20 protein-coding genes and 1 pseudogene are annotated in these 25739 nt (G+C 38.2%); 8 read left to right on the top strand and 13 right to left on the bottom strand.

Annotated elements, in window-relative coordinates:
* The first annotated feature begins 16 nt into the window (after positions 1 to 16).
* The 3 genes from CPS_RS11775 to CPS_RS11765 all read left to right on the top strand — a co-directional run bounded on the left by CPS_RS11775 (position 17) and on the right by CPS_RS11765 (position 3273).
* Entirely contained in the window at positions 17 to 1639 is a 1623-nt protein-coding gene (locus CPS_RS11775; RefSeq protein ID WP_011043454.1) for a basic secretory protein-like protein, read from the top strand.
* 225 nt (positions 1640 to 1864) lie between these two features.
* Positions 1865 to 2338, top strand: a complete 474-nt coding sequence (locus tag CPS_RS11770; protein ID WP_011043453.1) for a TonB family protein — start codon at positions 1865 to 1867, stop codon at positions 2336 to 2338.
* A 527-nt stretch (positions 2339 to 2865) separates the two neighbouring features.
* Positions 2866 to 3273 carry a GNAT family N-acetyltransferase gene (locus tag CPS_RS11765; protein WP_011043451.1) on the top strand — a complete coding sequence of 136 codons (408 nt, stop codon included), beginning with the start codon at positions 2866 to 2868 and terminating at the stop codon, positions 3271 to 3273.
* 136 nt (positions 3274 to 3409) lie between these two features.
* Here CPS_RS11765 and CPS_RS11760 read toward each other — a convergent pair whose 3' ends face one another.
* The 4 genes from CPS_RS11760 to CPS_RS11745 form a co-directional block, all read right to left on the bottom strand.
* Positions 3410 to 4564 carry a lipocalin-like domain-containing protein gene (locus CPS_RS11760; RefSeq protein WP_011043450.1) on the bottom strand — a complete coding sequence of 385 codons (1155 nt, stop codon included), beginning with the start codon at positions 4562 to 4564 and terminating at the stop codon, positions 3410 to 3412.
* A gap of 7 nt (positions 4565 to 4571) precedes the next feature.
* Complete coding sequence (locus tag CPS_RS11755) at positions 4572 to 6983, bottom strand: ABC transporter permease (protein ID WP_011043449.1); 2412 nt, start codon at positions 6981 to 6983, stop codon at positions 4572 to 4574.
* Positions 6967 to 7620, bottom strand: a complete 654-nt coding sequence (locus CPS_RS11750) for an ABC transporter ATP-binding protein (RefSeq protein WP_011043448.1) — start codon at positions 7618 to 7620, stop codon at positions 6967 to 6969. The genes CPS_RS11755 and CPS_RS11750 overlap by 17 nt, the downstream gene beginning before the upstream one ends.
* A 185-nt stretch (positions 7621 to 7805) precedes the next feature.
* Entirely contained in the window at positions 7806 to 8312 is a 507-nt protein-coding gene (locus CPS_RS11745) for a peptide-methionine (S)-S-oxide reductase (protein ID WP_041736954.1), read from the bottom strand.
* 357 nt (positions 8313 to 8669) lie between these two features.
* Between CPS_RS11745 and CPS_RS11740 the strand changes: the two genes are divergently transcribed.
* From CPS_RS11740 to CPS_RS11725, 4 genes are all read left to right on the top strand, one after another.
* Positions 8670 to 10565: a TonB-dependent receptor plug domain-containing protein gene (locus tag CPS_RS11740; protein ID WP_011043445.1), complete on the top strand. Its 1896-nt coding sequence runs from the start codon at positions 8670 to 8672 to the stop codon at positions 10563 to 10565.
* A 227-nt stretch (positions 10566 to 10792) separates the two neighbouring features.
* Positions 10793 to 11653 (top strand): EamA family transporter, encoded by an 861-nt coding sequence (locus CPS_RS11735; RefSeq protein WP_011043444.1) that lies wholly within the window; start codon positions 10793 to 10795, stop codon positions 11651 to 11653.
* Positions 11654 to 12051: 398 nt separating this feature from the next.
* Positions 12052 to 15984 (top strand): ExeM/NucH family extracellular endonuclease, encoded by a 3933-nt coding sequence (locus CPS_RS11730; protein WP_011043442.1) that lies wholly within the window; start codon positions 12052 to 12054, stop codon positions 15982 to 15984.
* A 30-nt stretch (positions 15985 to 16014) separates the two neighbouring features.
* The gene (locus CPS_RS11725; protein ID WP_011043441.1) at positions 16015 to 16614 is read left to right on the top strand and encodes a PEP-CTERM sorting domain-containing protein; all 600 of its coding nucleotides are present in this window, start codon (positions 16015 to 16017) and stop codon (positions 16612 to 16614) included.
* Positions 16615 to 17091: 477 nt separating this feature from the next.
* Here CPS_RS11725 and CPS_RS11720 read toward each other — a convergent pair whose 3' ends face one another.
* Positions 17092 to 18333 (bottom strand): tyrosine-type recombinase/integrase, encoded by a 1242-nt coding sequence (locus CPS_RS11720; protein ID WP_041736950.1) that lies wholly within the window; start codon positions 18331 to 18333, stop codon positions 17092 to 17094.
* Between the two features lie 435 nt (positions 18334 to 18768).
* Complete coding sequence (locus tag CPS_RS11715; RefSeq protein ID WP_011043436.1) at positions 18769 to 18981, bottom strand: hypothetical protein; 213 nt, start codon at positions 18979 to 18981, stop codon at positions 18769 to 18771.
* 544 nt (positions 18982 to 19525) lie between these two features.
* Here CPS_RS11715 and CPS_RS23900 point away from each other — a divergent pair.
* Positions 19526 to 19663 carry a hypothetical protein gene (locus CPS_RS23900; RefSeq protein WP_011043435.1) on the top strand — a complete coding sequence of 46 codons (138 nt, stop codon included), beginning with the start codon at positions 19526 to 19528 and terminating at the stop codon, positions 19661 to 19663.
* Between the two features lie 61 nt (positions 19664 to 19724).
* On the opposite strand, the gene CPS_RS11710 is transcribed toward CPS_RS23900, so the two are convergent.
* From CPS_RS11710 to CPS_RS11685, 7 genes and pseudogenes are all read right to left on the bottom strand, one after another.
* The gene (locus CPS_RS11710) at positions 19725 to 20933 is read right to left on the bottom strand and encodes an acetyl-CoA C-acetyltransferase (RefSeq protein ID WP_011043434.1); all 1209 of its coding nucleotides are present in this window, start codon (positions 20931 to 20933) and stop codon (positions 19725 to 19727) included.
* A 44-nt stretch (positions 20934 to 20977) separates the two neighbouring features.
* On the bottom strand, positions 20978 to 21724 hold the full coding sequence (locus tag CPS_RS11705) for an SDR family oxidoreductase (RefSeq protein ID WP_011043433.1): 747 nt from the start codon (positions 21722 to 21724) through the stop codon (positions 20978 to 20980).
* A gap of 731 nt (positions 21725 to 22455) precedes the next feature.
* Positions 22456 to 22599, bottom strand: a pseudogene (locus tag CPS_RS24315) (excalibur calcium-binding domain-containing protein); the annotation flags it as partial.
* Positions 22600 to 22654: 55 nt separating this feature from the next.
* The gene (locus CPS_RS11700; protein WP_011043431.1) at positions 22655 to 24010 is read right to left on the bottom strand and encodes an MBL fold metallo-hydrolase RNA specificity domain-containing protein; all 1356 of its coding nucleotides are present in this window, start codon (positions 24008 to 24010) and stop codon (positions 22655 to 22657) included.
* Positions 24011 to 24076: 66 nt separating this feature from the next.
* Positions 24077 to 24514 (bottom strand): universal stress protein, encoded by a 438-nt coding sequence (locus CPS_RS11695; RefSeq protein ID WP_011043430.1) that lies wholly within the window; start codon positions 24512 to 24514, stop codon positions 24077 to 24079.
* Between the two features lie 34 nt (positions 24515 to 24548).
* Complete coding sequence (locus tag CPS_RS11690) at positions 24549 to 25022, bottom strand: hypothetical protein (protein WP_011043429.1); 474 nt, start codon at positions 25020 to 25022, stop codon at positions 24549 to 24551.
* A 348-nt stretch (positions 25023 to 25370) separates the two neighbouring features.
* Complete coding sequence (locus CPS_RS11685) at positions 25371 to 25589, bottom strand: hypothetical protein (RefSeq protein ID WP_101155439.1); 219 nt, start codon at positions 25587 to 25589, stop codon at positions 25371 to 25373.
* Positions 25590 to 25739 lie beyond the last annotated feature (150 nt).

Below are 25739 nucleotides of genomic sequence, written 5' to 3'. Positions count from 1 at the left end.
AGACAAGAGAAATAAGATGAAACTGATAAAAATGCTTACCATGGCTGTTATGTCCGGGGGGCTAGTTGCTTGTGTTACAGCAGATAAACTAGAAAGAGAAGCAACGCAGGAGGCGGTATCTGCTGCGTCGGTTAACTTTCTTGATTTACCTTTTTCAACGACAACAGAGCATAAAGATTCACCTACGACAGAAGGCGTTAATAATCTGTTCGATGGAGACAAAGGCTCTAAATTTTTAGCAATGCATAAATCGGCCTGGGTTATTTTTAATACTCAAAAACCTAAAGTTCTTTCCAGTTATCAGGTTACCTCTGCTGGTGACGCGCCAGGTAGAGATCCTAAAGAATGGATACTTGAAGCTTCTAATGATGATACACATTGGACAACCATTGATACTCGAGGCGAGCAGAAATTTAATGGTCGAGGAGTCACGAACGAATACCAGATTGCGGGTAACACAACAAAGTATTCTCAGTACCGATATCACTTTACTCAGACAAAACCGACGACCTGGGGTGATACCTACTTACAAATTGCAGAGCTGGAGCTACGAGGTATTACTAAAGAGCCAGTTGCGCAGTTCTCGGCATCGGCAACCAAAGTTAAGTTTGATCAAGAAATTTCTTTTAAGGATGAGTCACCTAACTCACCAACAGAATGGCATTGGACTTTTGAAAATGCTACGCCTGCCACCAGTAATGAAAGAAACCCTAAGGTGGTCTTTAACAAACCAGGTGGCCATGATGTTAGCTTAACTGTTAAAAATAAATTTGGTGCACACACCAAGCTTAATAAGCGTTTTGTTGTTTCTTACGATCCAGCTAACCCTTGGCAAGGTTTTCACTATCCAAAAGTAATACTGGCACATCAAGATACTAATTCGGAAGGTTTTAAGCGAGTCAATCGAATTGTTCCTGACTTAATTGGAGCAATTAATGAGGTCTCTCTGGAGGTGTGTAAAAATCTTTACCGCAATATTACTGAAGTGCCTGAATTTGATACCGTGACTTTTCAGTATAACTGGAGTGACGTGTTAGCTGCACGTGGTGGCTCAGGTAAAAATATGCAGCTTTATTTTAGTACTCGATATCTGCAATATGCCCTAGCTGATCAGCCTGACGATGCTGTAAAATATGAGATTTACGGTGTATTCTGGCATGAACTTGTACATGGTTATCAATCACAGCCAGAAACTATTAAAGATCTATATGCGTCTGGTCATGATTATTATGCGTTTCTTGAAGGGGTTGCTGATCTGGTGCGTATCAGAGGCAGGCATCATCTAACTCGTTCACCGGATACAGGAAGCATTAATCGACAAACTCAAGTCAATGATCGTTATCTTTCGGGTTATACAACAACGGGATTTTTCTTAAATTGGATTGCTGATAATTATGATTCAGAGTTTACTTACAAATTTAATCAGTCACCACTAAAAATTAAACCTTGGAGTTTTAAAGTAGCAATTAAAGATATTCTTAATGAAGATGTTGATGACTTATGGAGTAAATACACGGTTTATGTGGAGCAATATAATAAAAAACATCCGAACAAAAGGTTAAAATTACCTGAATGGAAAGGGAAGTCAAAGGTGTTAACTAACCATAGAAATATGAAGGATGAAAACAGGGCTCGTTAAAATAAAAATTAAAAAATGTTCTTTACGCGATCTGAGCTAGATAAACATTTAGCATCTGAAAAAATAAGCGACGATGAGATTTTATTTTAATCTTATTAAACAGTGCTACTAACAAGCAAATGAACTAGGACTATAAATAGTTGGCCACTGATCGTGCCTCGCTGATTTTAGCTAACAATTTTTAGCCTGTTATTCTGGCGTTATAAATGCAAGGAAGTTTCAGCTATGAAAAGTAATATTAGTATTCTAATCACTATTCTTATTATGAGTGGGTGTTCATCAACAAAAGTGGAGAATGAGTATTCGGATTTATCAATCACTCATAACGAAATTCAATCTTCGAAATGGAGTCAACTAGATCGATTTCCTGCTAGATATCCAAAAAAAGCGGTGATGAAGTCTATTGAGGGCTGCGCAACTATTGAATATGTAATAACACCACAAAATGAAGTTAAAGACATAAATGTAGTAGCTTCAACAAGCAAGTACTTTGCTAAAGCAGCTGAAAATGTAATTCAAAACTGGAAATGGTCAGAATTACCTAAAAGCATTCTCACTCAGCCAGTAAAAACGCAAACTCGATTTGATTTCTGTTTTGACAAGCCAAATCAGTCTTGCTCATCTATCACACCAAAATATTCATGTCCAAGCGAAGATATCATCTATTCCACTGGTATGCGTATAAAGGTAAGTGGGTAATGTATTTATAACACATATGAGCCTAACTCTAGAGTCGTATGCCGATGTTAGAGAGCTTTTAAAAGAATTTGAAGCTCAAGGTGTTAACATAATACAAAATCTATTACTGGTGCAAGTGGTCCTTCTAGTGTTTCTATTCAAGACCCAGATGGTAATTCGATTCTAATTGATCAGCACGTGTAAACAACCCTAGTATCAAGTTTGAAGTGCGATAAAAGTAGTTGTAACTCTATGGCGCTTCGGTGGCGAAAGCGAGATAGAAAAATACTGCTAATGTCAGCTATCCTTGAAGAAAGTGGACATAATATTGGTGATAATTGACATGAAAATTAGGACCGTTTTGTGGCATTAGCGATATTGTTTATGTAATAGAAGTCCAAACCATATTGCTACACATGTGCTACAAATTAAATAAAAATCTCAGGCTGTATTTAATTAAGTTATTGATTTTAATAAGATAAATGCATAATTGATAAGTCAGTGTTAGGATGTTATATTTTTGTACTTAGTAAATTGGGAAGCGAAAAATGACATTAGTATATCGAAGAGCATTGGATTCTGATTTAGATATATGCGCAGAAATTCGAGGTGCTACACGAGACAACTCAATCGATAAGGATACATTAATCGCAATCGGTGTAACTACTGAAATCTGGTCACCCAAATTGGAAAATGATACTTATATTGGGATGGTGGCATTAGATAAAGGTGAAGTCATTGCTTATTGTTATGGAAATACTCAAACTGGCGAAGTACTCGTATTAGCAGTATTACCCGAATATGAGGGGCACGGTGTTGGAAAAAAATTACTATTTCTGGTTGTTGATTGCCTTTTCTCTCAAGGCTTAGCTGAGCTTTGGCTAGCAGCGGGTGTAAATTCAAATATTAGGGCTTACGGTTTTTATAGGCATGTTGGCTGGTTACCAACAGGATAACTTGATGATAGTGGCGATGAGATTTTACGATACAAAACAAAATCCTAAGTACTATTCGCGCTAGTTGCCTAATGTCTTCAGTGTAGCATTGAGCAACAATAAGAAACCCCGAAAGAGCAGTTGTAATGTCTGGGGTTTAGTACCCCGTTATCTCGGCATAACCATTACCATTAAAGCCTCCTGTTGCTTTAACTCGGCCTTCCCAATAGGGAATAGTTAATTTATTGCGCGAATCTTTGGTGATACTTTCAATAATAATGTCAGGGGTATTAGGTAATTCAACTTGCCACTTGCTTGGATAGTCGTGGTTATCTATCGTCACGGTTTCAACGACTGACAGCTTAATACCTTCTTTTGAAATATCCGTTGCTTCACCGTCGGGCGCTATGCGCGTACCGCGGCAATAATCATAACTGTTTCCGTTACTGAGCCCATTATTGTCTCTGTTACTTTGTTCTTCTTGTTCGGCTCTTTTCTCGACTTTTAGTTCGCGCCCACGTATGCAAAAAAGCATTAGCCCTTTTTGATCTGACTCTTCTGATTGAGAGTCGACAAGACTGAACCAGTCCCAACCAAGTTGACTCTTGTCAAGCAAACTGGCGGACCATTCTCTGTCATACCAGGCATTACCAGTTACTTTATAGGTTTTTCCGGCAAACGTTAGACTGCCTTTTACCTTTAAAAATGGATAACTAAAATAATAAGACGCATGACCACTTTGAGTTTTTTGGCTGTAACCGTTGTCGCCATGTAATGTCATTGGACTGTCACTTAGTGTTAACGCTATTTCATAATTTTCATGTACTGCAGCTAGCTTCAGTGGTAAAAAATCTTCATTTATACTGCTCAATTGCCAATTATCAATGGTGGCCTTAAACGGAGAGCTAGTTACCATGGCTTGACCCGATCGTGAAAAACGTTCGAACGCAACATGCTGTTGTTTATGCTGCATTGCAAAGTGGGCGAAGTATAGGTTGTTATCCCACCATTTCGATTCAATGTTACTCGGCATTAAGGTACGAAATAGTGTCCATTGAACACCAAAGGTTTCACCTGTGTCACTTTGCAAATTAGCCGTTAAATACCACCATTCAATGCCTTGTTCTGCATGAATACCATGATCTTTTGGAAAAACTAATTCAGTTCCTCTTGTTACCGGCTTACCACTGGCCATTTGTAACGCAGAGGGGGTCGACTTTTGCTCCACAGGCTGACAAGCAGCCAGTAAAAAAACAAAGCAAACAAAAACAAAACTGGTGAGTAATAACTTGTTCACTATTTGCTTTATCATCACGAGATTATGACTCCTTCGCTTCTAAGTTGGTTAGTTTGCGTATCGGTAAATAAGCACATAACACAGAGACACCAACCAGGGTTAAACACATGATGAATAAACTGGTTAAATCTAAACTAAAGTGAATGGTCCAGCCAAATGCTATAGGCATTACAAACTTTAATAAGGCAAAGCCAAGGGCAAAACCCAGAGGAATAGCAAATAATGCGGTAAATAACACTATGCCTCCGGTTTGTAGCAGCTTCATGGTTAATAATTGCTGCTGTGTTACCCCTAAGTTTCGTAATATGGTTAATTGCTTTAATTGATTAACACTTAAACTTAATAGGCTGGTACACAGACTTAATAGGGCAATAGCGAGAATAAAACCATTAAGCGCTTTGGTAACGACGAAGGTATCGTCAAATAAAGCATTGGCTATTTGTTTAAATCGTTTGTTGGGTAAAATTAGCGTGCTGTCTTGTTTGAATTCGTTCACTAAACGCTCGCTAAATGCAGCAACGGTGGAACTACTGTTTAAGCGAATTGAATAACCAACAAATTCTGTATTTAGTGCTGCAGCTCTTTGTCGTTTTTCCAAGGTAAGTAGCGACATACTTGGGTTGCCATAATCATAAAAAAAGCCCGTTATACGGCAGTTGAAGTGCATTGAGTTTTGTTCAAAAACAGCCACATCACCTATAGATGAACCAAATTTAATTTTACTTTGCTCATTAGCCAAACAGCCTTTATCCATGAAGTTTTTATCGCTGATGGGTGAACCAGATGTTAGCGATATTTGCAGATAGTGTTCAAAGTTTTCACCAAAGCTTGAAAGCTTTGCAGGTACATTATTTACCTTGCCTTCGCTTTTCATATATATGCTTAGCTGTGCAACTTCAGGCAAGTGACTGAGTGTTTGTCTTAGGTTGTGGTCGATTTTATCTGAACGCAAATAAATATCAGCACTTAGTTGTTTTTCAAGGTGTGCATTTAACGTGGTACTAAAGCTTTTCACCATAATTTGCATGCCTATGGCACTACCAAGGGCAACTAAAATGGCAATAATGGCAATATGTAGATCTTTTATGTGGAATCGCGTATCGGCATGTAGCCATTGGGCTAACGGATTAGATAGTGTAAAAGGTAATGCGACCAAACCCGATAGCGCTTTAGGCACCAGTAATATGAACAAGACCAATAGGGTAAAACACAGCAATAACGCTTGGTATTCGTTGGTCGCGTAATTAAGTAGCCAAATTAAGCCTACCGATGTACTCGCCAATAAGGCGTAAAATATCAATTGGACTTTACTGGCAACTTGTTTGGCTTGTGTTAACAATATTACCGCTAAGGCAGATATATTCAGTGCAAAACCCAATAAAACATTAGTCCACTGCCAATGGATAACAAGCGCTTTATCAAGTTGATACAAACCCACCAAAGTACGATTTACATCAAGCACTAATCCATTAGCAATGAAGTAGCCGCCTAAAGTGCCTATAAGCGCGGTACAAAGACTAACAATAATAAGTTCGATACTAAGGCTAAGTTGAATACTTAGCTTGGTGCAGCCTAACAGCTGCATTTGCTTAATCAATTTTTGTCGAGCCGTTAGTGTGAGTTTTATCGCGTTAAAGCTCAAAAAGACCGCAACAATATAACCAAGCATGGCAAGGGCGGTAAGGTTAAAAAAGAACGCTTGTGACAGTACATCAAAGGACTGTTGTTCGGCATCAATTAGCTGTGCTTTCCCTGCAATCAACTGTTTTATTTGAACTACTTGCAGCTCGGTAACATGCGACAGCTCAATAAAGCTTAATTGTCCTTTAGCTTCTAGTAAATAATCTGCATGAGCAATATCAGTAATGGCCCAAAGCCCTACATTATCCATTAAACGGATGTCTGGTTGAACTTGTCCATTTTTCAAGACAAATTGTGCTTGGCTACCTGTTTTAGTTTGAAGTCGACCAGCAAATTGTGAATCTACTAACAAGGTAGACAGGGAAAAGTGCGAAGGTGTTTTATTGTCGTTTTCATTAGGTTGTTTGTATTGCGGGTTATTTAACCACAACAAGGTATCTACACCTTGAATTGCCAGCGTTTTGTCGTCATTGGTTTTTAATCTACCGCGTAAAACAGGCTGTGCATTAATAAAGCCCTGTTGCCGTAAGTTTATCCAAAGATTACCATCAATAGTCTGTTTTCCCGTGAGCGGTTTAATTAAATGCGTGACGGGGTTATTGATTAATGCAGAGGAATGTTGATAACGTGTTTTGGCTTCTTGATTAAGCCCCGAAATGGCGGTTAATAGAGCGCTGCCTAAACTAAATCCTAAAATAAACAAGGCCATCAACCAAGGATGTCGTCGATAAAACGCGATATGGGTGGTTAATATAATTTTGATTTCATTAGTAAAACTAGTCAAAACGACCATCTCTTAACACTTTAACTTGATCAAAATAATCAGTTAATTGATGACTATGAGTCACCATGACTAGGTTAATTTGTCGTGCATGGCATAACTCGGTAAGTAGTTTAACCACTTGGTGCGAACGCTTTTGATCTAAGTTGCCAGTAGGCTCATCGGCAAAAATAATTTGAGGTTTGTTAAGTAAGGCTCTGGCGATACCCACTCTTTGTTGTTCACCACCTGACAGTTGATGAGGCAGGGCATTAAGCTTATTTTGTAGCCCTAACTCATTGACGAGATGGTCAAACTCACTCGCGGCTTCACCTGGAAAGTTTAGCTTGTGCTGGAATAAAATATTTTGTTTTACGGTGAGGCAATCAAGCAATTGGTAATGCTGAAATATAAGACCAATTTTACGGCGATAAAGCGCGAGTTCTCGCTCATTAAGCAATGATAACTCTTGGTTGTTAACACTGACTGAGCCGCTATCTGCTTGCAGCAGGCCCGCCAAAATGTGCAAAAAGGTGGTTTTACCTGAGCCACTATCACCAAGTAATGCAAGATGCTGTGCTTCGGGTATAGACAAATCTAGCTTATTTAAAATACTTTGTTTGTTATCGCCATCATTACGAATGAAACATAAATCTTTTACTTCAATCACGGTAACTCCTTGTTAGCCTATGGCATTTTAGCGGTTTTCATTGGCAAAGGAAATAAAGAACACGTTATAATAACCGGCTTATTTAAATCCTTTGGCCAACCTTGTGATCAATACTGTGAAAGTGTCGCTATAAGAGGAACAGGCTGAACAGGGAGAAGGAGCAGGGCGCATTAGTCACTTTTAACTTACTTGTATTTATGTAATATCTTCTTAGGAATATGACAATAGTCATTGGGGAACCGAGTTAATCTTTCTTGGTGTTCCTCATCGCTTTTCACATAGTTTAGCAATGGTAAAATTTCCACTACAACCTTATCTGCATCATCGCGACGTGTAATATACCCAATAGCCACTTTGAGGTGGCTGCTTTGTTTGCTGTATATTCCAGTTCGGTATTTCTTTCCAACATCCTCGCCTTGCTTATTGATGCTGTAAGGGTCAATTATTTCGAAAAAGTAACCTATAAGTTCAATAACATTGACCGTGTTTGGGATGAAGATTACTTCTACACATTCAGCATAACCATCATAACTGCTCTTGGTTGTATTGGTTAAGCCATTAGCTCGACCTGCTGCTGTTGCAATAACGCCAGGTAGGTGCTTAATAAATTCCTGTACGCCCCAAAGGCAGCCCCCAGCAAAATAAATAGTTTCTGGTTCGTGGACATCATTCTTAGTTTGTTGTGTTTTCATATTTGGTCTTAACAAAACCTATTGATTATTGTAATAGCGGATAAATCGTCATCACTCTGGTTGTTATGTGTTCAATTGTAAATCATTATTAAGTGAGAATGGCTATCATGTATAAAATTGTACTTCGCTAAGATATAATCTTAATTAACATACCATTACTACCTTTCAGCTGAACCCTACCCATATTACGATATTTTCGTGAAGTTGTTCCAATATTTTAAACCCGACGGTATAACACAAAGATTAGTAATAACTCTTTCTGTAAGCTAGTCATGTGGTTTCTTGAGCAAGTGAGTGATTGAGTGAAAAACAATCGTTTTTAAGATAGATAAAACAGTGTAAATAGAGAACATTAACATGATTCGAGTTGTACAAGTTGCTTTGCCCGCTTTGTTATTTAGCCTATCGACTGTTTCATCGGCATCCGATGAAATTCATGCAGTAAGTGATGAAGTAAGCACTATAGTAAATGAAGATGTCAGTAATGATATTGAGAAAATCACGGTTGAAAGCTCAACCACGGCTAATACTAAGCCTGTGGGAACTTTTGGTTCGCCAGTTTCTAATTTAGAATATGACCCACGCGTTGATCTACAGTCACGCAATATGGCAGAAGCTCAAGCTGATGTAACTATTCGTGGTGGTATTTTCGAAAATACTGGCTTTAGGGTTGGCAGCGCGACATTACTTGATCCGCAAACTGGACATTACTTTGCAGAAATTCCTATTGCTCAGGAAATGTTAAGTAATGCTAATGTACTGACTGGTGCAGATAATGCGCTGCACGGTGTTAATAGCTCGGTAGGGACCGTTTCCCGCAACTGGACACCAATAAAAACGGCAGGCAGTGCTTCAATTGGCGCAGGTAATAACAACTTTAATTTACAACGAATACACAGTGGTGTGAGTATGGCACTGGGTGATTCTACTGATTGGACTCTTGGTTTAGAAGGTGAATTCTCTCGCTCTGAAAGTGATGGCACGATAGAAAATGGCGATCATGATTTTCAACGTGCCTCTGCTCGTATTCAGTTAGTTGGGCCTTCATCACAGACCGATCTGTTTTTTGGTTCTCAAGACAAATTTTTTGGCTGGCCAAATATGTACACGCCATTTAATGTTAATGAAACTGAAGATCTTGAAACACAACTATTAATACTTAATCATAAACAGGAATATGCGCAAGACAGCACATTTGAAATTTCCACTTACTATCGTAATAACAAAGACCATTATGTTTTTTCCCGTGAAAACCCTGATATCTTTGAAGCTTTTCACGAAACTGATGTTAAATCGATAGCGTTATCCGGTCGCCATGCCCAAACAGCATCATTTGCACTGAATTATTCAACGCAGTTTATAGCAGACAGTATTAAATCAACCACGTTAGAAAATAACTTTACTTCTCGTCATTATTACAAGCTCAGTGTATTACCTGAATACCGAATGGATCTACATAATGACCAAGCATTAACTGTCCGTCTCGGCGCGGCTTTTGATGATACTAATCGAGACGATTCTCAAGTATCAATGATTGGTGATATAACGTGGGATACAATTAATGCTGATGATACTTCTCAAACGATTTATCTCTCTTATGCAGAAGCCAGTCAAGTAGCTGGTTATACCGCTATCGGTGGTAGTGATAGTGGTGGATTGTTTAGAAGTAATTATAATCTTGAGCGAGAAACCACTAAAAACATAGAATTAGGCTTGGTATTAGATCGCGAAACTTGGCGCCTTGATTCTGCTATTTTTTATCGACAAGACAATGATTTAACCGATTGGACCTATAGCTTGAGTTCAACTTCTGCTCGTTCAGCAAACCCGGTTGATATTGATACCTTAGGTTTAGAACTACTTGCGGTAAAGCGTTTTGAAAACGCAGAAATAATCACTAGTTACACCTTCCTTGAAAAATCAGAAGATTATGGTGCTGCGGATATAGATGCTAGCTTTTATGCATTGAACTTCCCAGATCATCGGGTAACATTAGGTGTTATTTGGCATCCTAGCGACATCGTAGAAGTACGTGTTGATAATGAGTGGCGCAAACAAGAAGAAAACATTCTACGCAACGGTGACGACGATGCTCTATTCACACACCTTTCATTAAAGGTTTCTCCTTCACAGATTAAAGGTTTAGATATTGTGCTTGCAGCAGACAATCTTTGGGATGAATCTTTTGAAGAGATACCTGGTACACCGGGTCGTGGTGAACAATACACCATCAGTGCTACTTACAACTGGTAAAATACTTAACATAGACCCCAGCTTATTGGCTGGGGTCATTTTAATACTAATTTGATTAAGTTAGTTCCCAAAGTTCAGTGAGGATAAAAATTCAAGAACAAGGCGCTTGATTGAGTAATAGCAGGCTATTGCGATTGAAAGCAACGCAGTTATTGGGTTTTTAGACCACTCGAAAATGGGAAGTTGTTTGATCAGATTGGTATAACACTAATTATTCGAGATTTTTAATGATTTATCTAGCGATCACTACGCTAATTTGGGCTTTTTCCTTTGGTCTAATTGGTAACGCACTCAAAGGTCTTGACCCACTTCAAATAGCAGATACTCGCCTGTTACTTGCGCTAATTGCTTTTATTCCCTTTATGAAATTCGGTAATACCAACGGGAAGGAAAAACGGCAGTTGATATTGCTTGGCGCACTTCAATACGGTGTAATGTATACCTGTTATCTTTCCGCTTTTCGCTATCTACCATCACACCTTGTCGCGCTATTTAGCGTACTTACGCCACTTTATATCGTTATTATTAACGATCTTAGACAACGTAGTTTTACCCCTTGGTATTTAGTGGCCACTGTTCTGTCTGTTTTTGGTGCCGCAATTATAAAAATGGGCAATATAGATTCAAACGAAATTTGGTTAGGATTTGGTTTGATGCAAGTAGCTAATCTGGCCTTTGCTTTTGGGCAAGTTTATTATCGCGATTGGAAAAGAAGTAGAGCACATATTACTGACAGCTCTATTTTTGGTTTTTTATACCTAGGTGCAGCCATTTTTACTACCATTGCTACGCTATTAATTTCTCATCAACCACCTATTCCATTGAACGCAACACCAACACAGTGGTTTGTTTTAGTGTATATGGGGATAATTGCCTCAGGGCTTTGTTTCTTCCTTTGGAATAAAGGCGGAACTCAAACAAGTGTTGGTGTATTAGCAACATTCAATAATGCGGTAGTACCACTGGCTATGTTTGCTTCCTTGTTTATTTTTGGTGAAGCTAAAGGGGGAACACCAGAAGAATTAGTCAGACTTACCATTGGATCACTGTTGATAGTGTCAGCGCTGTTGATTGCAAAACGAAAATAATGAGCTAGTCTCCGTTGATTGTTATTCATGTAGTATCGCACCCACAACTAAAAGTTTAATAGATTACTCCTAGTAAATTGCCATACTGGCTCCAGTATGGCTTAACCAATCGTTCCTTTCTCATCTAATACCATCGAGCCATCGATTTTTAGTCTTTTTTATTCGGGCTGTACAAAATAAAATCAACCTCAAACCCTTACTCTAACTGACCAGATAGAGTGTTTTATTAAATATGTTTATTTTATATACACTTAGTAGTTGACTATTTGGTCAATAATAACAACAATCTTACCGTTAAATAACAAAACTGTAACATTTATCGTTCAGAATCAAGTTGAAGTTTTAACCAATAGAAGTACTTTTTTAACGTAAATTCATTGAAAATTTGGAGAAATGAAATGAAGACTCGTAAGGTAGTGCCAAGTCTATTTTTTGGCAAAAATAAATTAAAATTAAACTCGATTGCACTTTGTGTTGCTTCAAGCTTTGTTAGCTACAGTGCTTTAAGTGCTGAAACACTGTGGTCTGAAGACTTTTCTGACCCAGCATTAACCAATAAAGGAGCAGTTTATGAAACCATCGATATGGACGGTGTTACTCGCTGGTCTATTGATGTTACTAATGCACAATTAACAGCAAACAGTGATTGGTTTAAAGTCACGAATAATAAAGTCGAAGCAAGAGATGTAGATGGCAGTGTAGATTGGCTATCGGAGAAAATTGATATTCAAGGCAAGCAGAATATTAACATTTCTGTGTTAGCAGAAGAAAGTGGCACCCTTGAATCAGCTGATTTTTTTGATCTTTCCTATTCAATAGATGATGCGCCTTTTGTTAAGGTAGAAAACTGGCAAGGTAAAGGCAGCAGTAGTCACACATTGATTGATGACTTTACGTCTGCAGCCATAACACAAAGCATTGCAGAAGGAAGTACGCTTCAAATTAAAGCTTCTATGGCAAACAACTCTGGCTCTGAATATATTCGTTTGGATAACGTACTCGTTACTTCTGGTGTTGAAGATGGAGGAGGTGATAGTAGTCAAGGTCCAGTCACAGATGCTTGTTATAATTGCCCAGACTTAAGCACGATAGAAAGTGCAGAAGACTTTGTTGATGCTACCTATTATGCCGCTGTGTTTAACGCCATTGATTCTGTACAAAGTACCGAGGTTATTCGAACCAACATCAATGAAGTCATCTCAGCAAATCATAAGCAGTTAACCTATTCAGAAGCATGGACAGCATTAACTGTTACTGATGAAGACCCGATGAACCCTGATAATGTTATCTTATTTTATCGTGGTATTTCTAAAGCAAAAAATTCCAATGGTAGTGGTTCACAATCGACCAACCCTGATAACTGGAACCGTGAACATGTTTGGGCAAAAAGCCACGGCTTCCCAAGTTCAAGTGCTATGGCTTATTCAGATATTCACCACTTAAGACCGACGGATATATCCGTTAACTCTTCAAGAGGTAACTTAGATTTTGATAATAGTGATGCACCTTTACCAGAAGCTCCAGATAATCGCGTAGACGGAAATTCATTTGAACCAAGAGATGCTGTAAAAGGCGATGTTGCTCGTATCGTTTTATATATGGATACTCGTTATGCCGGATTAGATTCTGTAACACCCGACCTACAAGTTGTCGATACCTTAACCTCTGGTGGTGAAGCCAAATTAGGTAAGTTATGTACTTTGTTAGCGTGGAGTGAAGAAGATCCGGTTGATGAGTTTGAAATTAATCGAAATAATAAAATTTATGAGTTTCAAGGAAATCGTAATCCATTTATTGATCACCCAGAATGGATTTCAACGCTATATAGCGCATCATGTTCAGAGGTTGATCCGGTCGACCCCGTTGATCCAGTAGATCCTCCTGCAACGGGAGTTGATTTGTTTTTCTCTGAATATGTTGAAGGTTCTAGCTTTAATAAAGCAATAGAGATTTATAACCCAACAAACAGTGCAATATCATTGGCGGATTATCAATTCAAGCTTTATTCAAATGGAAGTCTTACCGCTACTGGTACCTATACATTAACGGGTGAGATACTTGCTAATGATGTGGTGGTACTTGGCTCTAGTCAAATTGCAGATGATAGTTTATTAGTACCATTTATCGACCATTTTGTAAGTGCTGTTAATTTTAATGGTGATGATTATGTAGAGCTCGTACATGGCGATACGATTATCGATAATATTGGTACTTATGGTGTGAGAGAAAATTGGGGTAAAGATACTTCATTACTACGTTTATCTTCAATAACATCAGGTGATACCGACCGAATGGATGAATTTATTAAAGCAGATCAGTGGCAGTCAAATCCTAAAGATACTTTTGAAAATTTGGGCTCACATCTCGCTGATACTTCTCCGACAGATCCTGGTACAGGTGAAGATCCTGTTATTGGAATGTGTGGTGATGAAGCTGACAAAATTAATGTAATTCAAGGCAGTAGCAATGACTCAACCGTTATTGGTGAAGTTAAAGTTATTGAAGGCTCTGTTACGTCAGCCGTGCCAAGCTTAAAAGGGTATTTTGTACAAGAAGAAGCAGACGATACTGATGCTGATTTGATGACCTCTGAAGCAATATTTGTTTACTTTAATAACATTGCTAACTTCCCCACAGAGGGCAATAAAATAAGAATACTTGGTACCATCAAAGAGAGTTTTGGCCGTACCCAATTGACGGCGACAACAGACTTTATTGATTGTGGTGTTGGTGAATCAATTGAGCCTACAATGGTGTCTTTACCGGTTTCAAGTATCGATTACTGGGAAACTATCGAAGGCATGTCAGTGAGCTTTAACGATACTTTGAAAGTTAGTGATACTTATAATCTGGCTCGTTATGGTCAGCTAACGCTGTCTAATGGACGCTTGATATTGCCTACCAATATTTATAACGCAGGTAGCGAGCAAGCTATTGATTTAGCGGATAAAAACAGCCGAAATAGAATCACATTAGATGATATGAACAACGCGCAAAACCCTGACAATGTACCATTTCCAGCACCTGGATTGAGTCATGAAAATACTTTACGTTTGGGCGATTCTGTTACGGGTTTAACTGGTGTCATTGATTATAGTTTCAATCAATATCGTGTGTTGCCAACAACGACACCACTATTTAGTACGACAAATGTGAGAACAACACAACCTGATCTCAATGAAAGTGGCTCCTTAAAAGTAGCAAGCTTTAACGTTTTAAATTACTTCAATGGAGACGGTGCTGGTCAAGGTTTCCCTACTGCGCGCGGTGCAGATACGCTTGAAGAATTTACCCGTCAAAGCAGTAAAATTGTGTCTGCACTAAAAGAAATTAATGCAGATATTGTTGGACTGATGGAGTTAGAAAACGATGGTTTTGACAGCAATTCTGCCATAGCAGATCTTGTTAAACAGCTAAATAGTCAAGTAGGAGAAGGGACATATAACTACGTTAGTCTCGACCAAACAGGTGTTGGTGGCGATGCCATTGCAGTAGGAATTATTTATAAACCCGCTACTGTCGGAATAGTGGGTAATGCTGTTACTACTAATCAAAGCCCATTTGATTTTGGTAACCGTCAACCGCTGGTTCAAACCTTCAAAGAAATAGCGTCGAATGAAGAGCTAACCATTGCGGTTAATCACTTTAAGTCGAAAGGAAGTTGTGGCAGTGCCTCTGGCAATAATCTTGATCAAGGAGACGGTCAAGGATGTTGGAATGAGTTGAGAACACAAGCAGCCAATGGCTTAACGGCTTGGTTAAACACAAAACCTACGGGCACTAGCGATGATGATTTCTTAATTATTGGTGATTTGAATGCTTACGGTAAAGAAGATCCAATTAATGCGATTACCAACAGTAATTATCATAATTTAGTTGCTGACTATATGGGAAGTACTGGTTATTCGTATAGTTTTGGTGGTGAAATTGGTTATTTAGACCATGCCCTTGCAAGCGATAAGTTAGCTAGTCAAGTAGTAGATACTACCGTATGGCATATCAATGCTGATGAGCCTCGTATATTTGATTACAACACCGAATATAAATCATCAGAACAACTTTCAACTTACTTTGCTGAAGATGCGTATCGAGCATCAGACCATGATCCTGTCATTGTTGTGCTGAATCTACTCAGTGAAGCAGAACTTATCGGTGATTTTGATGGCGATGCAGACATAGATCGCAATGATGTGACTCAATTTTCTATGATGGTTCGCCGTGGTGAAACAGGTGATATTCAACATGACTTTAATAACGATAGTGTCGTTAACAGTCTAGATGTTAGAGCATTAATGTCTTTATGTACTCGTTCGCGTTGTGCGACAGAATAATTCATTCAATAAATTTAAAAGGAAATTATCATGAAAAAAATAATAATGTTATTAACAATGCTTTTAGTATCATTCAATAGTCAGGCAACATTACTTTCGGTAGAACTAAACCAAGATAGTTATCAAGTTGGTGACGTGCTCACAGCAGATTTTATCATTAGCGATATTGAAGAAGATGGTTTGGGTTTTCAAAAGTTATTAGCGAGTTTTGATTTTACTCTGTCGTGGGACAATTCAATAATAGATTATGTCTCTAACAGTTTTGGTAATAAACTCAATGTAGGTGTTGCTGGTAGCGATCAAAGTGTTTTTGATATTATGACTGACAGTATGAGTTTATCTGAAATTAGTTATGCTTGGTGGGATGAACTTTTACCAGTGCAAGATGGATTGAGCCAATTTGTGTTAGCGAGTGTAAATTTTAACGTTACCAGTATTGGAACGGATACATTGAATTTAACGAATGTGATTTTTGGTAATGAGTTTGGTGCCTCTTTCGCCGAAGTTAGCAGCAATAATGCTTATTTTGCCGTTAACTCTGCAGGTCCTGTTGATGTACCTGAGCCAATGACAGTGGTCTTAATGTTAATTGCGTTAACGGTGTTAGCTCGAAAAAGAATAATAAAATAATTAGTTTTTAACAATCAACACTAATTTGAAAGGTTGAATTAGTGTTGAATTATCTACTTAATGCAGGCCCTAACATAACTGTTAGGGCTTTTTTATTACGTGCCAACAGTAAAAAACAGACAAAACATTTAAGTGAACACCATTAATAGTGCACAAGTAAAAAGTTTAACAGCAGGGCGCTTATCACCATTTTCCGGGCTAAATAGTATTGTTATTGTTGCTTATCTAATCAATTATGATGAAATTTAACGATAATGACAAAGGGTTCAAATCAAGTGCACTATCGCTACAAGCCTTTATTAATGGTACCTTTAGGCTACTTAGCCTAAAATACAACCTGTCTCTACGTGAATTCTACTAAAGTTTGCTTGTCATTACGGGTGATTAATTACGTAGCACGCTGTTTTATTTAACACTCTCAGTAATAAAAAAGCAAAACAATTAAAGTATAATTCTGAGTAGCTACATTGTGTTTAGCTAGTCTACCTTTCTGCGTTTACCGCTTTCTGCACGTTTCTTGTTTTCACTCTGAACATAAACAGTATCCGTTGTTGCCATACTGGCATGACCAAGATCTTCAGAAATATCTTTAAGAGGGCGCCCACGTTCAATTTCCATACTAGCTCCGGTGTGCCTTAACCAATGGGCAGAAGCTTCTTTGAGTTTTAGTGCTTTGTTTTCACCTTCTGATCTGCGCATATTTTCGTGTGCTTGGTCGAAAACACTTTGTACTAAACGTCGTAAATGTCGAGATGTCATGCCGCCTTGACCACGGACTTTTTCAACAAGAATAGAATTTTCATTGCTTGAGGGTAAACCTAATAAACCACGAGAAGCACGATAACGTTCTAAAAAGGGTAAAAAGTCGATAGGAACCGTAATATCACGTAATTTTCGGCTTTTGCCAAAGATTTTAAGCCACCAGTTTTCATCGTCATCTTGCCAAAAATGCCCCATAGTTGGTGACCAGTTAGGACGCTCGGATAGCTCTGAAATCCTTAAGAATAGGGTTTTTAAGGACGCTATTACAAATAAGTTTCGTTCAAACATTGCATTTTCATCAGCCATTTCAACAGCAGTATCTAAGACGAATTGCCATTGGCTACCGGTTAAACGTTTGATTTCTTTAACTTGAGAGTCGATGATAAAGTGGCGACAATCTTTTTTAGCTATTTGTGCAGGGTTACCAATACAAAAATCTTCAGCCATCAGGTAATTATAAAAAACGATAATGGCGGTAAACATTGATGAAAGCGTTTGTTGTGATGGACGATACTTTTTCTTATCAATGACGAATTGTGACTTTAAGCTCTTAGGTGCTTGAATCTTGTATGGAAACCAAAGTTCATTAGCAGCTGAATATCCATTGGTTATTTTAAAACGTTCTTGATTAGATGTGCCAATCCAATCAACTGGTGGCTGCCAACAAAAGTCAGCATATTCTAATAAGTCTGATTTACGTAATTGGTCGATTGGTTTTTTCTTTACAATGAATGACCATAAAAGAAAACGTTCAACGTCATTTCTAAAGCGCTCATAAGTATGTGCAGATTTATTTCTGCCAATGTAGGTAAGGAAAATCTTTCCCCAGTTAAATTGTTCAAGCCACCAGGGTTCATTAGATGAGAATATTTTATCTAACTGAGGATAGTCATCAAAGTCGAAATCACACAAATCAATGTATGGTGGATATAAAGGAACGGGTTTAGTTAATAACATTATTTGTAAAACCAAGCAGATAAGGCAGTTGAAGCTAGTTTAAATCATTATACTCACTATGTCCAATACTGAAGAGTATCGGACATAGTGAGTATGTTTTATTAAAGAGTGGTTGTCCCTGTCATTATTCAGATTAAGAAAAGTTTAATAATGGCACCCGATCTTCATTTAGAGATATCAATTTACTACTTTTAACCGATGGCTAAAATATTATAGCTAATACTTTTTCTTAATCCCTATTTCAAAAAATTATATCCTTATGGTTAGAACTTCCTATATAACTACTTTGAGTATAATCAAAATGTTTTAGAAATCATTTAACATTTAACATTTTACTCAGCTTCAGCATTACCAATAAGTTAGCTTTGTATTGATACAAAACAGCCCGTATGGAAGTGTTTTATTCAAAATGCCATTTAAAACTAAACAAACTTATTATTCATGCTTTCGATATTTTGGATCCGTCCAACACTTTGGTAGCTCTTCTCCTGAAAGAAAGATTAAATCCATTTTATTAAATTCTTGCGGATCTTGTAATTCTTCACCTACTTGATAAGTTCCTAAAACTTTATCGTGAAATAAATTAGTTAAATCACAAAGGTTTTCTACATCTACTATATCGCCGTTATTTCTATTTTTTAAGAACATACCAGTCTCCTATAGAACAAAATGTTTCGAGCTTTTCAATACCATTAAAGTATATGCCAAATGGTTGTATCTGTGGCTAGATGAATACCTATTTACTATAGTCTGAGCGTTTATGTATTCACCTCAGACAAGTAAACCATTAACTGAAATCACTATCCTCATTTTATAGTGTTTCATAAAGAAGTTTAGTTTGATTTAGGATATTTTTCCTATGCGTATACCTTTGTCTTTTACATGTTAACTCTTAGGACAATAAGCTTAACAACAATTCTAACCACTAAATGAACTCTACTCCCTTTATTACGTGTATTAAAAAGCCTCAATAAAGAGGCTTAGATAAAAATATAATAATTTTTCAGCTGGTTTATTTATCCGACTGACTTAATACAGAATCTGCTCATGCTTTAGTATCTGAATTATATTTATCACTTTTTAGTACTTCGTTTTGCCAAATTTTTATCAAGTTGGCTCAAGGATTAGTTATAACCTCGGATATAATTACAAGTGACAAAATCGTTAAAAAGTGTCTCGTAAGAGCCTTTAAATGGCAATGCCTCAACCTTTAACTTCTCATTATTTGTTAGTCCGTTATGCTGATCCTTTGTTGTTGTCTGCACTATTTCCTGCAGCAATAGACCCTTATCCATTCGTTCCTCCATTTTCGTTAATTTTCTTACCATAGCGTTGATTATATTCAGTTTATTATGCACCATCAAAAAATAATTCGATGATGCATCGGGTGATTAGTCAAGCAGTCTTACAATCACAGCAGTACCCATACCACCGCCGATGCAAAGTGATGCCAGTCCTAACTTGTTACCCCGTTTTCTCATTTCATGGAGCAAAGTGACTATGATCCGGTTACCAGAGGCACCTAATGGATGTCCTAACGCAATAGCACCACCATTAACATTAGTGCGTTGTTTGAGGTTATCCAAATCTTCATCGTGCTCAACACATAACTGCTTCATCACACCTAATGCCTGAGCAGCAAAGGCTTCATTGAGTTCCAGCAATTCGATATCAGAAAATTTAAGATTGGCTTTAGCTAGTGCCTCTTTAATTGCCGGCACAGGACCCAGTCCCATCACGGTTGGATCGACGCCCACTTGAGCATAACTCACCAACTCGGCGACAGGCTTAAGCTGATGCTGATCAACAGCGCCCTGCGAGGCAACTAAAATTGCAGCCCCGCCATCATTAACACCTGAGGAATTTCCTGCGGTCACTGTGCCATCTTTTTTAAAGGCGGCACGCATCTTAGCTAAAGATTCCTGCGAGGCATCCTGGCGCGGATATTCATCGGTATCCACGACAGCAGTCTTACGACGCACCATTACTTCAACTGGTACGATTTCATCGCTAAACTTACCGGCTTCTATGGCGCTAACGGCACGGCGCTGGCTTTCTAAGGCAAATGCATCTTGCTCTTCACGACTAACACCGACTTGTTCCGCAATATTTTCGGCGGTAATGCCCATGTGGTAGTTATTAAAGACATCGGTCAGGCCATCGGTGATCAGCGAATCAGATAACTCCAGATTGCCCATTTTGCTGCCAAAACGAATATCTGACGTCACGATATAAGGGAACCGTGACATATTTTCACCACCACAGGCCATCACAAGGTCGGCATCACCAGCCTTGATGCGCGACGCTGCATCCATGACAACTTTCATGCCACTGCCACAGATCATGTTAACTGTATAAGCTGGTATTGTCTCGGGAGCACCTGCAGCAATGGCGGCTTGACGTCCAGGCCCCATGCCCTGCCCGGCAGATATGACGTTACCCATGATCAATTCATCTAATTGATCCGGATTGACATTGGCCTCAGCCAAGGCGCCTTTAACGGCCGCTGCGGCCAGATTAGCGGCAGGCACCGATTTTAATGCCCCGCCAAAACTTCCAATTGCTGTACGCTTTGCTGATACTAAATATACTTTATTCATCAATAATTCCTTTATTAAGTCTGTAAGTTTGTGGTGCACTGGGATTAGTGCATGTATTGGCCGCCATTAATATTAAGCGTTTCGCCTGTGATATAAGCCGCATCATCGCTGGCCAGGTAGCTGACTGCCTTGGCAATTTCTTGCGGCGTAGCCAGACGGCGCAGTGGAATTTGCGCCTTAATAGAATCGAGAATTTCATCTTTAAGTACATTAACCATTGGCGTGGCCGTATAACCTGGGGCAATCACGTTGACTGTCACGCCACTACGGGCAGACTCTAGCGCCAATGATTTTGAAAAACCGATCATTCCAGCTTTAGCTGCGGCATAGTTTGCCTGGCCAAATTGGCCCTTCAGGCCATTGATAGAGGAGATATTGATAATGCGCCCGCTTCCTTTCTCACACATCGGGTTAAAGACAGGCTGGGTAACATTGAACAGGCTGTTAAGATTGGTGTTGATAACATCGTTCCATTTATCAAAAGTCATGCGTTTAAAAGCAGAATCTCGAGTAATGCCGGCATTGTTAACCAAGACATCGATAGTGCCATAGTCCTGCATTACTTGCTTTAATGTCTCACCGCAACTTATTGAATCTGTAACATCTAGGGACAACAGATTTAGCTTAATTGAGTCAAATGATTCATCTTCAAGCCATTGCTTTGCGACGTCTTCTTTGCCCGGCCGATGAGTAGCCAATACTTTATAACCATCTTTTACCAACTGACGACATATCTCCGTGCCAATTCCACCGATAGCACCAGTAACTAAAGCAATCTTCATATTTTCCATAACGAGCCTCCATAGCTTCTTAAAGTAATATATTATTCTCATTATCAGCGCTTAAATTAATTGCCGACATAGCAATTAGCCCCGATGGTTTATCTAAACGTTAATTTACAGTACACCCGACAACTTCTAATATCACTTTCTTCCAGGCTTGCTACTACTTTTCTCCAAACCCAAGCACGTTTCCTGTGTTTTAAATACAATTCCAGTGCGTCTTTCTTACAACCTTTGTATAACTTAACAATGGTCTGTGACGATATTATGACACTAATTTTTATTTGATAATTTCAGTGCCAGAAGGTCAGGCTAATCAGTTCAAGTGGTCTTATTAACGCATTAAACAGCATGTTCTTACCGCGCTCACTACCCCACGACTAACAGTATTACAATTATCACGCCATAATTTAACCTACTGTTTTATAATGAGTATTTTTTTGTTTGTTATTATTTAATAATGAAACTGGGAGTATATAGTGCGTAATATCCAGCCGATGCACTAATTTAGCGCCTGTTAAATTGATGCCTGTACGGTGGGACCATAGGGTAAGCTGCTATCGTTATTTTTAATTAAAAACAATAAGAAATTGCTCAGACTGGTCTTAATTCAGTTGAGCGAAATTGAATTGCGCTAGTTACAGCGGTGATCTGGCTGATGGTGCTTTAACCTGATTTTTTTTACAAAGAGGGAGTGAAATACTTTGATGTAACGTTTAGGACTGAGTTTATTGAAAAGACTAAATACCTGAATATTTTTCACAAGGAATACCATCGCTATCACCATCCATTTTTGTGTTCGGACAGTAATTAATAAAGTACTCTGATTCTTCGCGTGATGTCATTTGGCTACAATGTTGTCTGCAGTCACAGGTAAATTGTGTTTTGCTACAAAACGAAGTGAAACTTCATACTTAGCCACCCTGCTTCTATGCCATTTTATAACCTTAATATTTCATGATATTTGGCTACATCAACATCGAACTGAGTATGTTGCATTAAATGATCACGCATCGACTCACTAGCCTCGGGCTCACCGTGGACTAATAGAACTTTAGTTTTAGGATGTAATTTTGAAATCTGTAACCACTGGGTTATATCTTCATAATCACCATGTCCCGATAATCCATTTAATACTTCAACTCTTGCTTTAACTGGCAACCACTTTCCATGTATTTTTACATTATCCTTTCCAGCCAACATTTTGGCTCCTCGGGTACCACCAGAAAGGTAACCTGTGAATAATACAGTGGTACGATAATCACCTAATAAGCGTTTTAGATGATGCAAAATTCGTCCACCAGTCGCCATGCCGCTGCCTGCTATAATAATATGAGGCATAATCAATTCAGATAATGCTTTTGATTCATCTACTGTTCTAGTGAACGTTGCAACATTGCACATTTCAAGGCATTCTTCGTTGCTCAGCCGATTCAAATCAAAATGTTCACAATAAATATTGAAAACATTGATCGCCATGGGACTATCAAGATAAACAGGTAACTTAGGAATAAGTTCTTTTTTCATCAACGAAGCCAGCATATGTTGCACTGCTTCGGTTCTACCTACGGCAAAACTCGGTATTAGAAGTGCGCCTCCTTTTTTAGCTGTTGAATTTACAATTTCAGCAAGCTGTTCAAAAGCATCTTCTTTATCATGTAGTCGATTACCATAAGTTGATTCAAGTAGTAACAAATCTACTGGAGGAAGTGGTTTCGGTGGATACATTATAATATCATCGGGACGGCCAACATCACCTGAAAATCCCACACGTTTCCCATCAGCTTTTAGGATCACACTCGCGGCTCCTAATATGTGCCCAGCACTTTGCAGTTCTATTTCTATATCGCCAATTTTAAATTCTTCATTAAAATCCACTGCTTTAAACAAGGATAGACATGCCTCAGCTGTTGCTTTGTCATATAAAGGTTCCGGATTTTCATGTCTACTTATTTTGTGTTTCCCATAAAATTTTGCATCGTCTTCTTGGATATGACCACTATCGGGTAGCAAAATAGAACATAAACTAATCGTAGCTTGATGAGCATAAACATGGCCACGGAAGCCTTGTTTATAAAGAGCGGGAATGAATCCTGAATGATCTAGATGTGCATGGGTAAGTACTATGGCGTCTAAGCTTTTTAAATCTAGGGGTAATGGCTCTCGGTTGCGAGCTCGGAGCCATTTATAACCTTGATATAATCCGCAATCAACCAAAATTTTGGTGGTACTTGTTTCTACAAAATATTTTGAACCTGTGACTGTTCCAGTACCACCCAAGAATGTAATATTCATCAATAATCCTCACTAATTGTTAGATAACCGGTTCTCTATGATCGAAATTAACAACAGGAAATTAAATCATGGAACCAATACAATAGGTACGCTGACACTATGAGCAAGTTTATTCGCGACACTACCAAATAAGGTATCAACAACAGAAGATCTTCCCTGGCGACCAACAAATATCATATCGGCATTTGTAACCTCAACTTGTTCTTTCAATATAACTGCAGGATCTCCCCAAAGTAATTCAGTGGTAATATTCAGCGATAAAGTGTTATATTTTTCAACCAATGGCGTGATTACTTTAGCTTTAACGGTCATTTCTTCTGCTTCTTTATCTAATAAAGGAGCAGCAGCACCTTCGATGATCATAGGGTGTATATATGGCCAATCTATCACAGTAACTAACTTTACTTTAGCATGAGTTTTTTCCGCTAAATGAATAGCTCGATCAGCTGCACGTTCTCCCCACTCACCTCCATCAACGGCAACGAGATATAATAATTTACTCATTTTAATTCTCCTTATAATTAGTTGTGAATATGATTTATTTAACCCCCTCGTTATAGCCATAATACGGATAATCACTTCTTCTAAAAGGAGTTAATTCATAATTAGACTGTAAAAAAGTCACTAAGTTTACTAATTCAGTGACTGTCATCACATCGTTATAAACTGTCATTTTAGAAACTCCATCAGTTTGAATACTATTGAGTTTATAGCCTCTTGCAAACTTATGAGATGGATTTATAACTGAGGTAAGTAAATCAGCGTAAGTTTTCACTTTTGTTGTTGTACCACCAAGGTACACCGAGAATTCGGGGTTATCATTTTGCTCAGATAACGGCTCTAATCCATCTATACTATGACATGCTAAACATTGGTATTTTACAAAGACAACCTTGCCTTCTTCACTATTGCCTTCAGGTAAACTAAAGCCCTTAGGCGATTCAGGTCCTAAATCACAGCTGAATAAACCAACTGCAACGAATGCAAATATAGATAATGTTGAATATTTCATATTCCCTCCTAGGTATAAATATTTAAGGAATACTAATATCTTAGTTTGCTGTTTGTTTTTTAGACAGTAACTACTTTTCATTATCTTGAGGTAGATCAATATTTTTTCTGTTAACTTGAAAAATCGCAGAAAAGTAAAATTTCCGTTGGTTGGTCGTTTCGAGTAACGTTACAGAGATATTATGCTCACGTATGTGCTCTTGTTGGCAACCTAGCAGGTGTAGCTATGACTAAAAATGAAGATAGACTAGCGAATAATTTTCGATAAATTGTACATGTCATAAGTTATTGGTACAGGTAGAGCTGTAACGCATCGATTGTCACTTGGTGATCTGAGTTTCCTACCTTACTATAATGTGTATATATCCGCGTTAGAGTGTTTATGAATTTCACCCCGGGCAACTAAACCATTAATTGCAGTTTGTACTTGATCAATATTATGAGAGTACCTTTCATTAGCAAGCCATTGATTACAAATACGCTGTGCTGAAGCTGACGCTGTTGGGTGAATTGAAAGGTAATTTATAATACCTGTTTGAATTTCACTGTGGATGTCTAACATTTTCATAATCACTATCCTCATGTTATAACGTTTCATAAATAAGTTTAGTTTGATTTGTGGTATTTTTCCTGTGCTTATATTTTTGCCTTTTACATATTAACTACTTTGATTTGTAATTAGCTAAACACCAATATATTCACTAAATAGAAATTATAA

The sequence above is a fragment of the Colwellia psychrerythraea 34H genome (assembly GCF_000012325.1).
In the GTDB taxonomy this organism is placed as follows: domain Bacteria; phylum Pseudomonadota; class Gammaproteobacteria; order Enterobacterales; family Alteromonadaceae; genus Colwellia; species Colwellia psychrerythraea_A.
The sequence above is the reverse complement of the archived record's forward strand: the minus strand, read 5'-3'. Positions and strand labels throughout refer to the sequence as shown.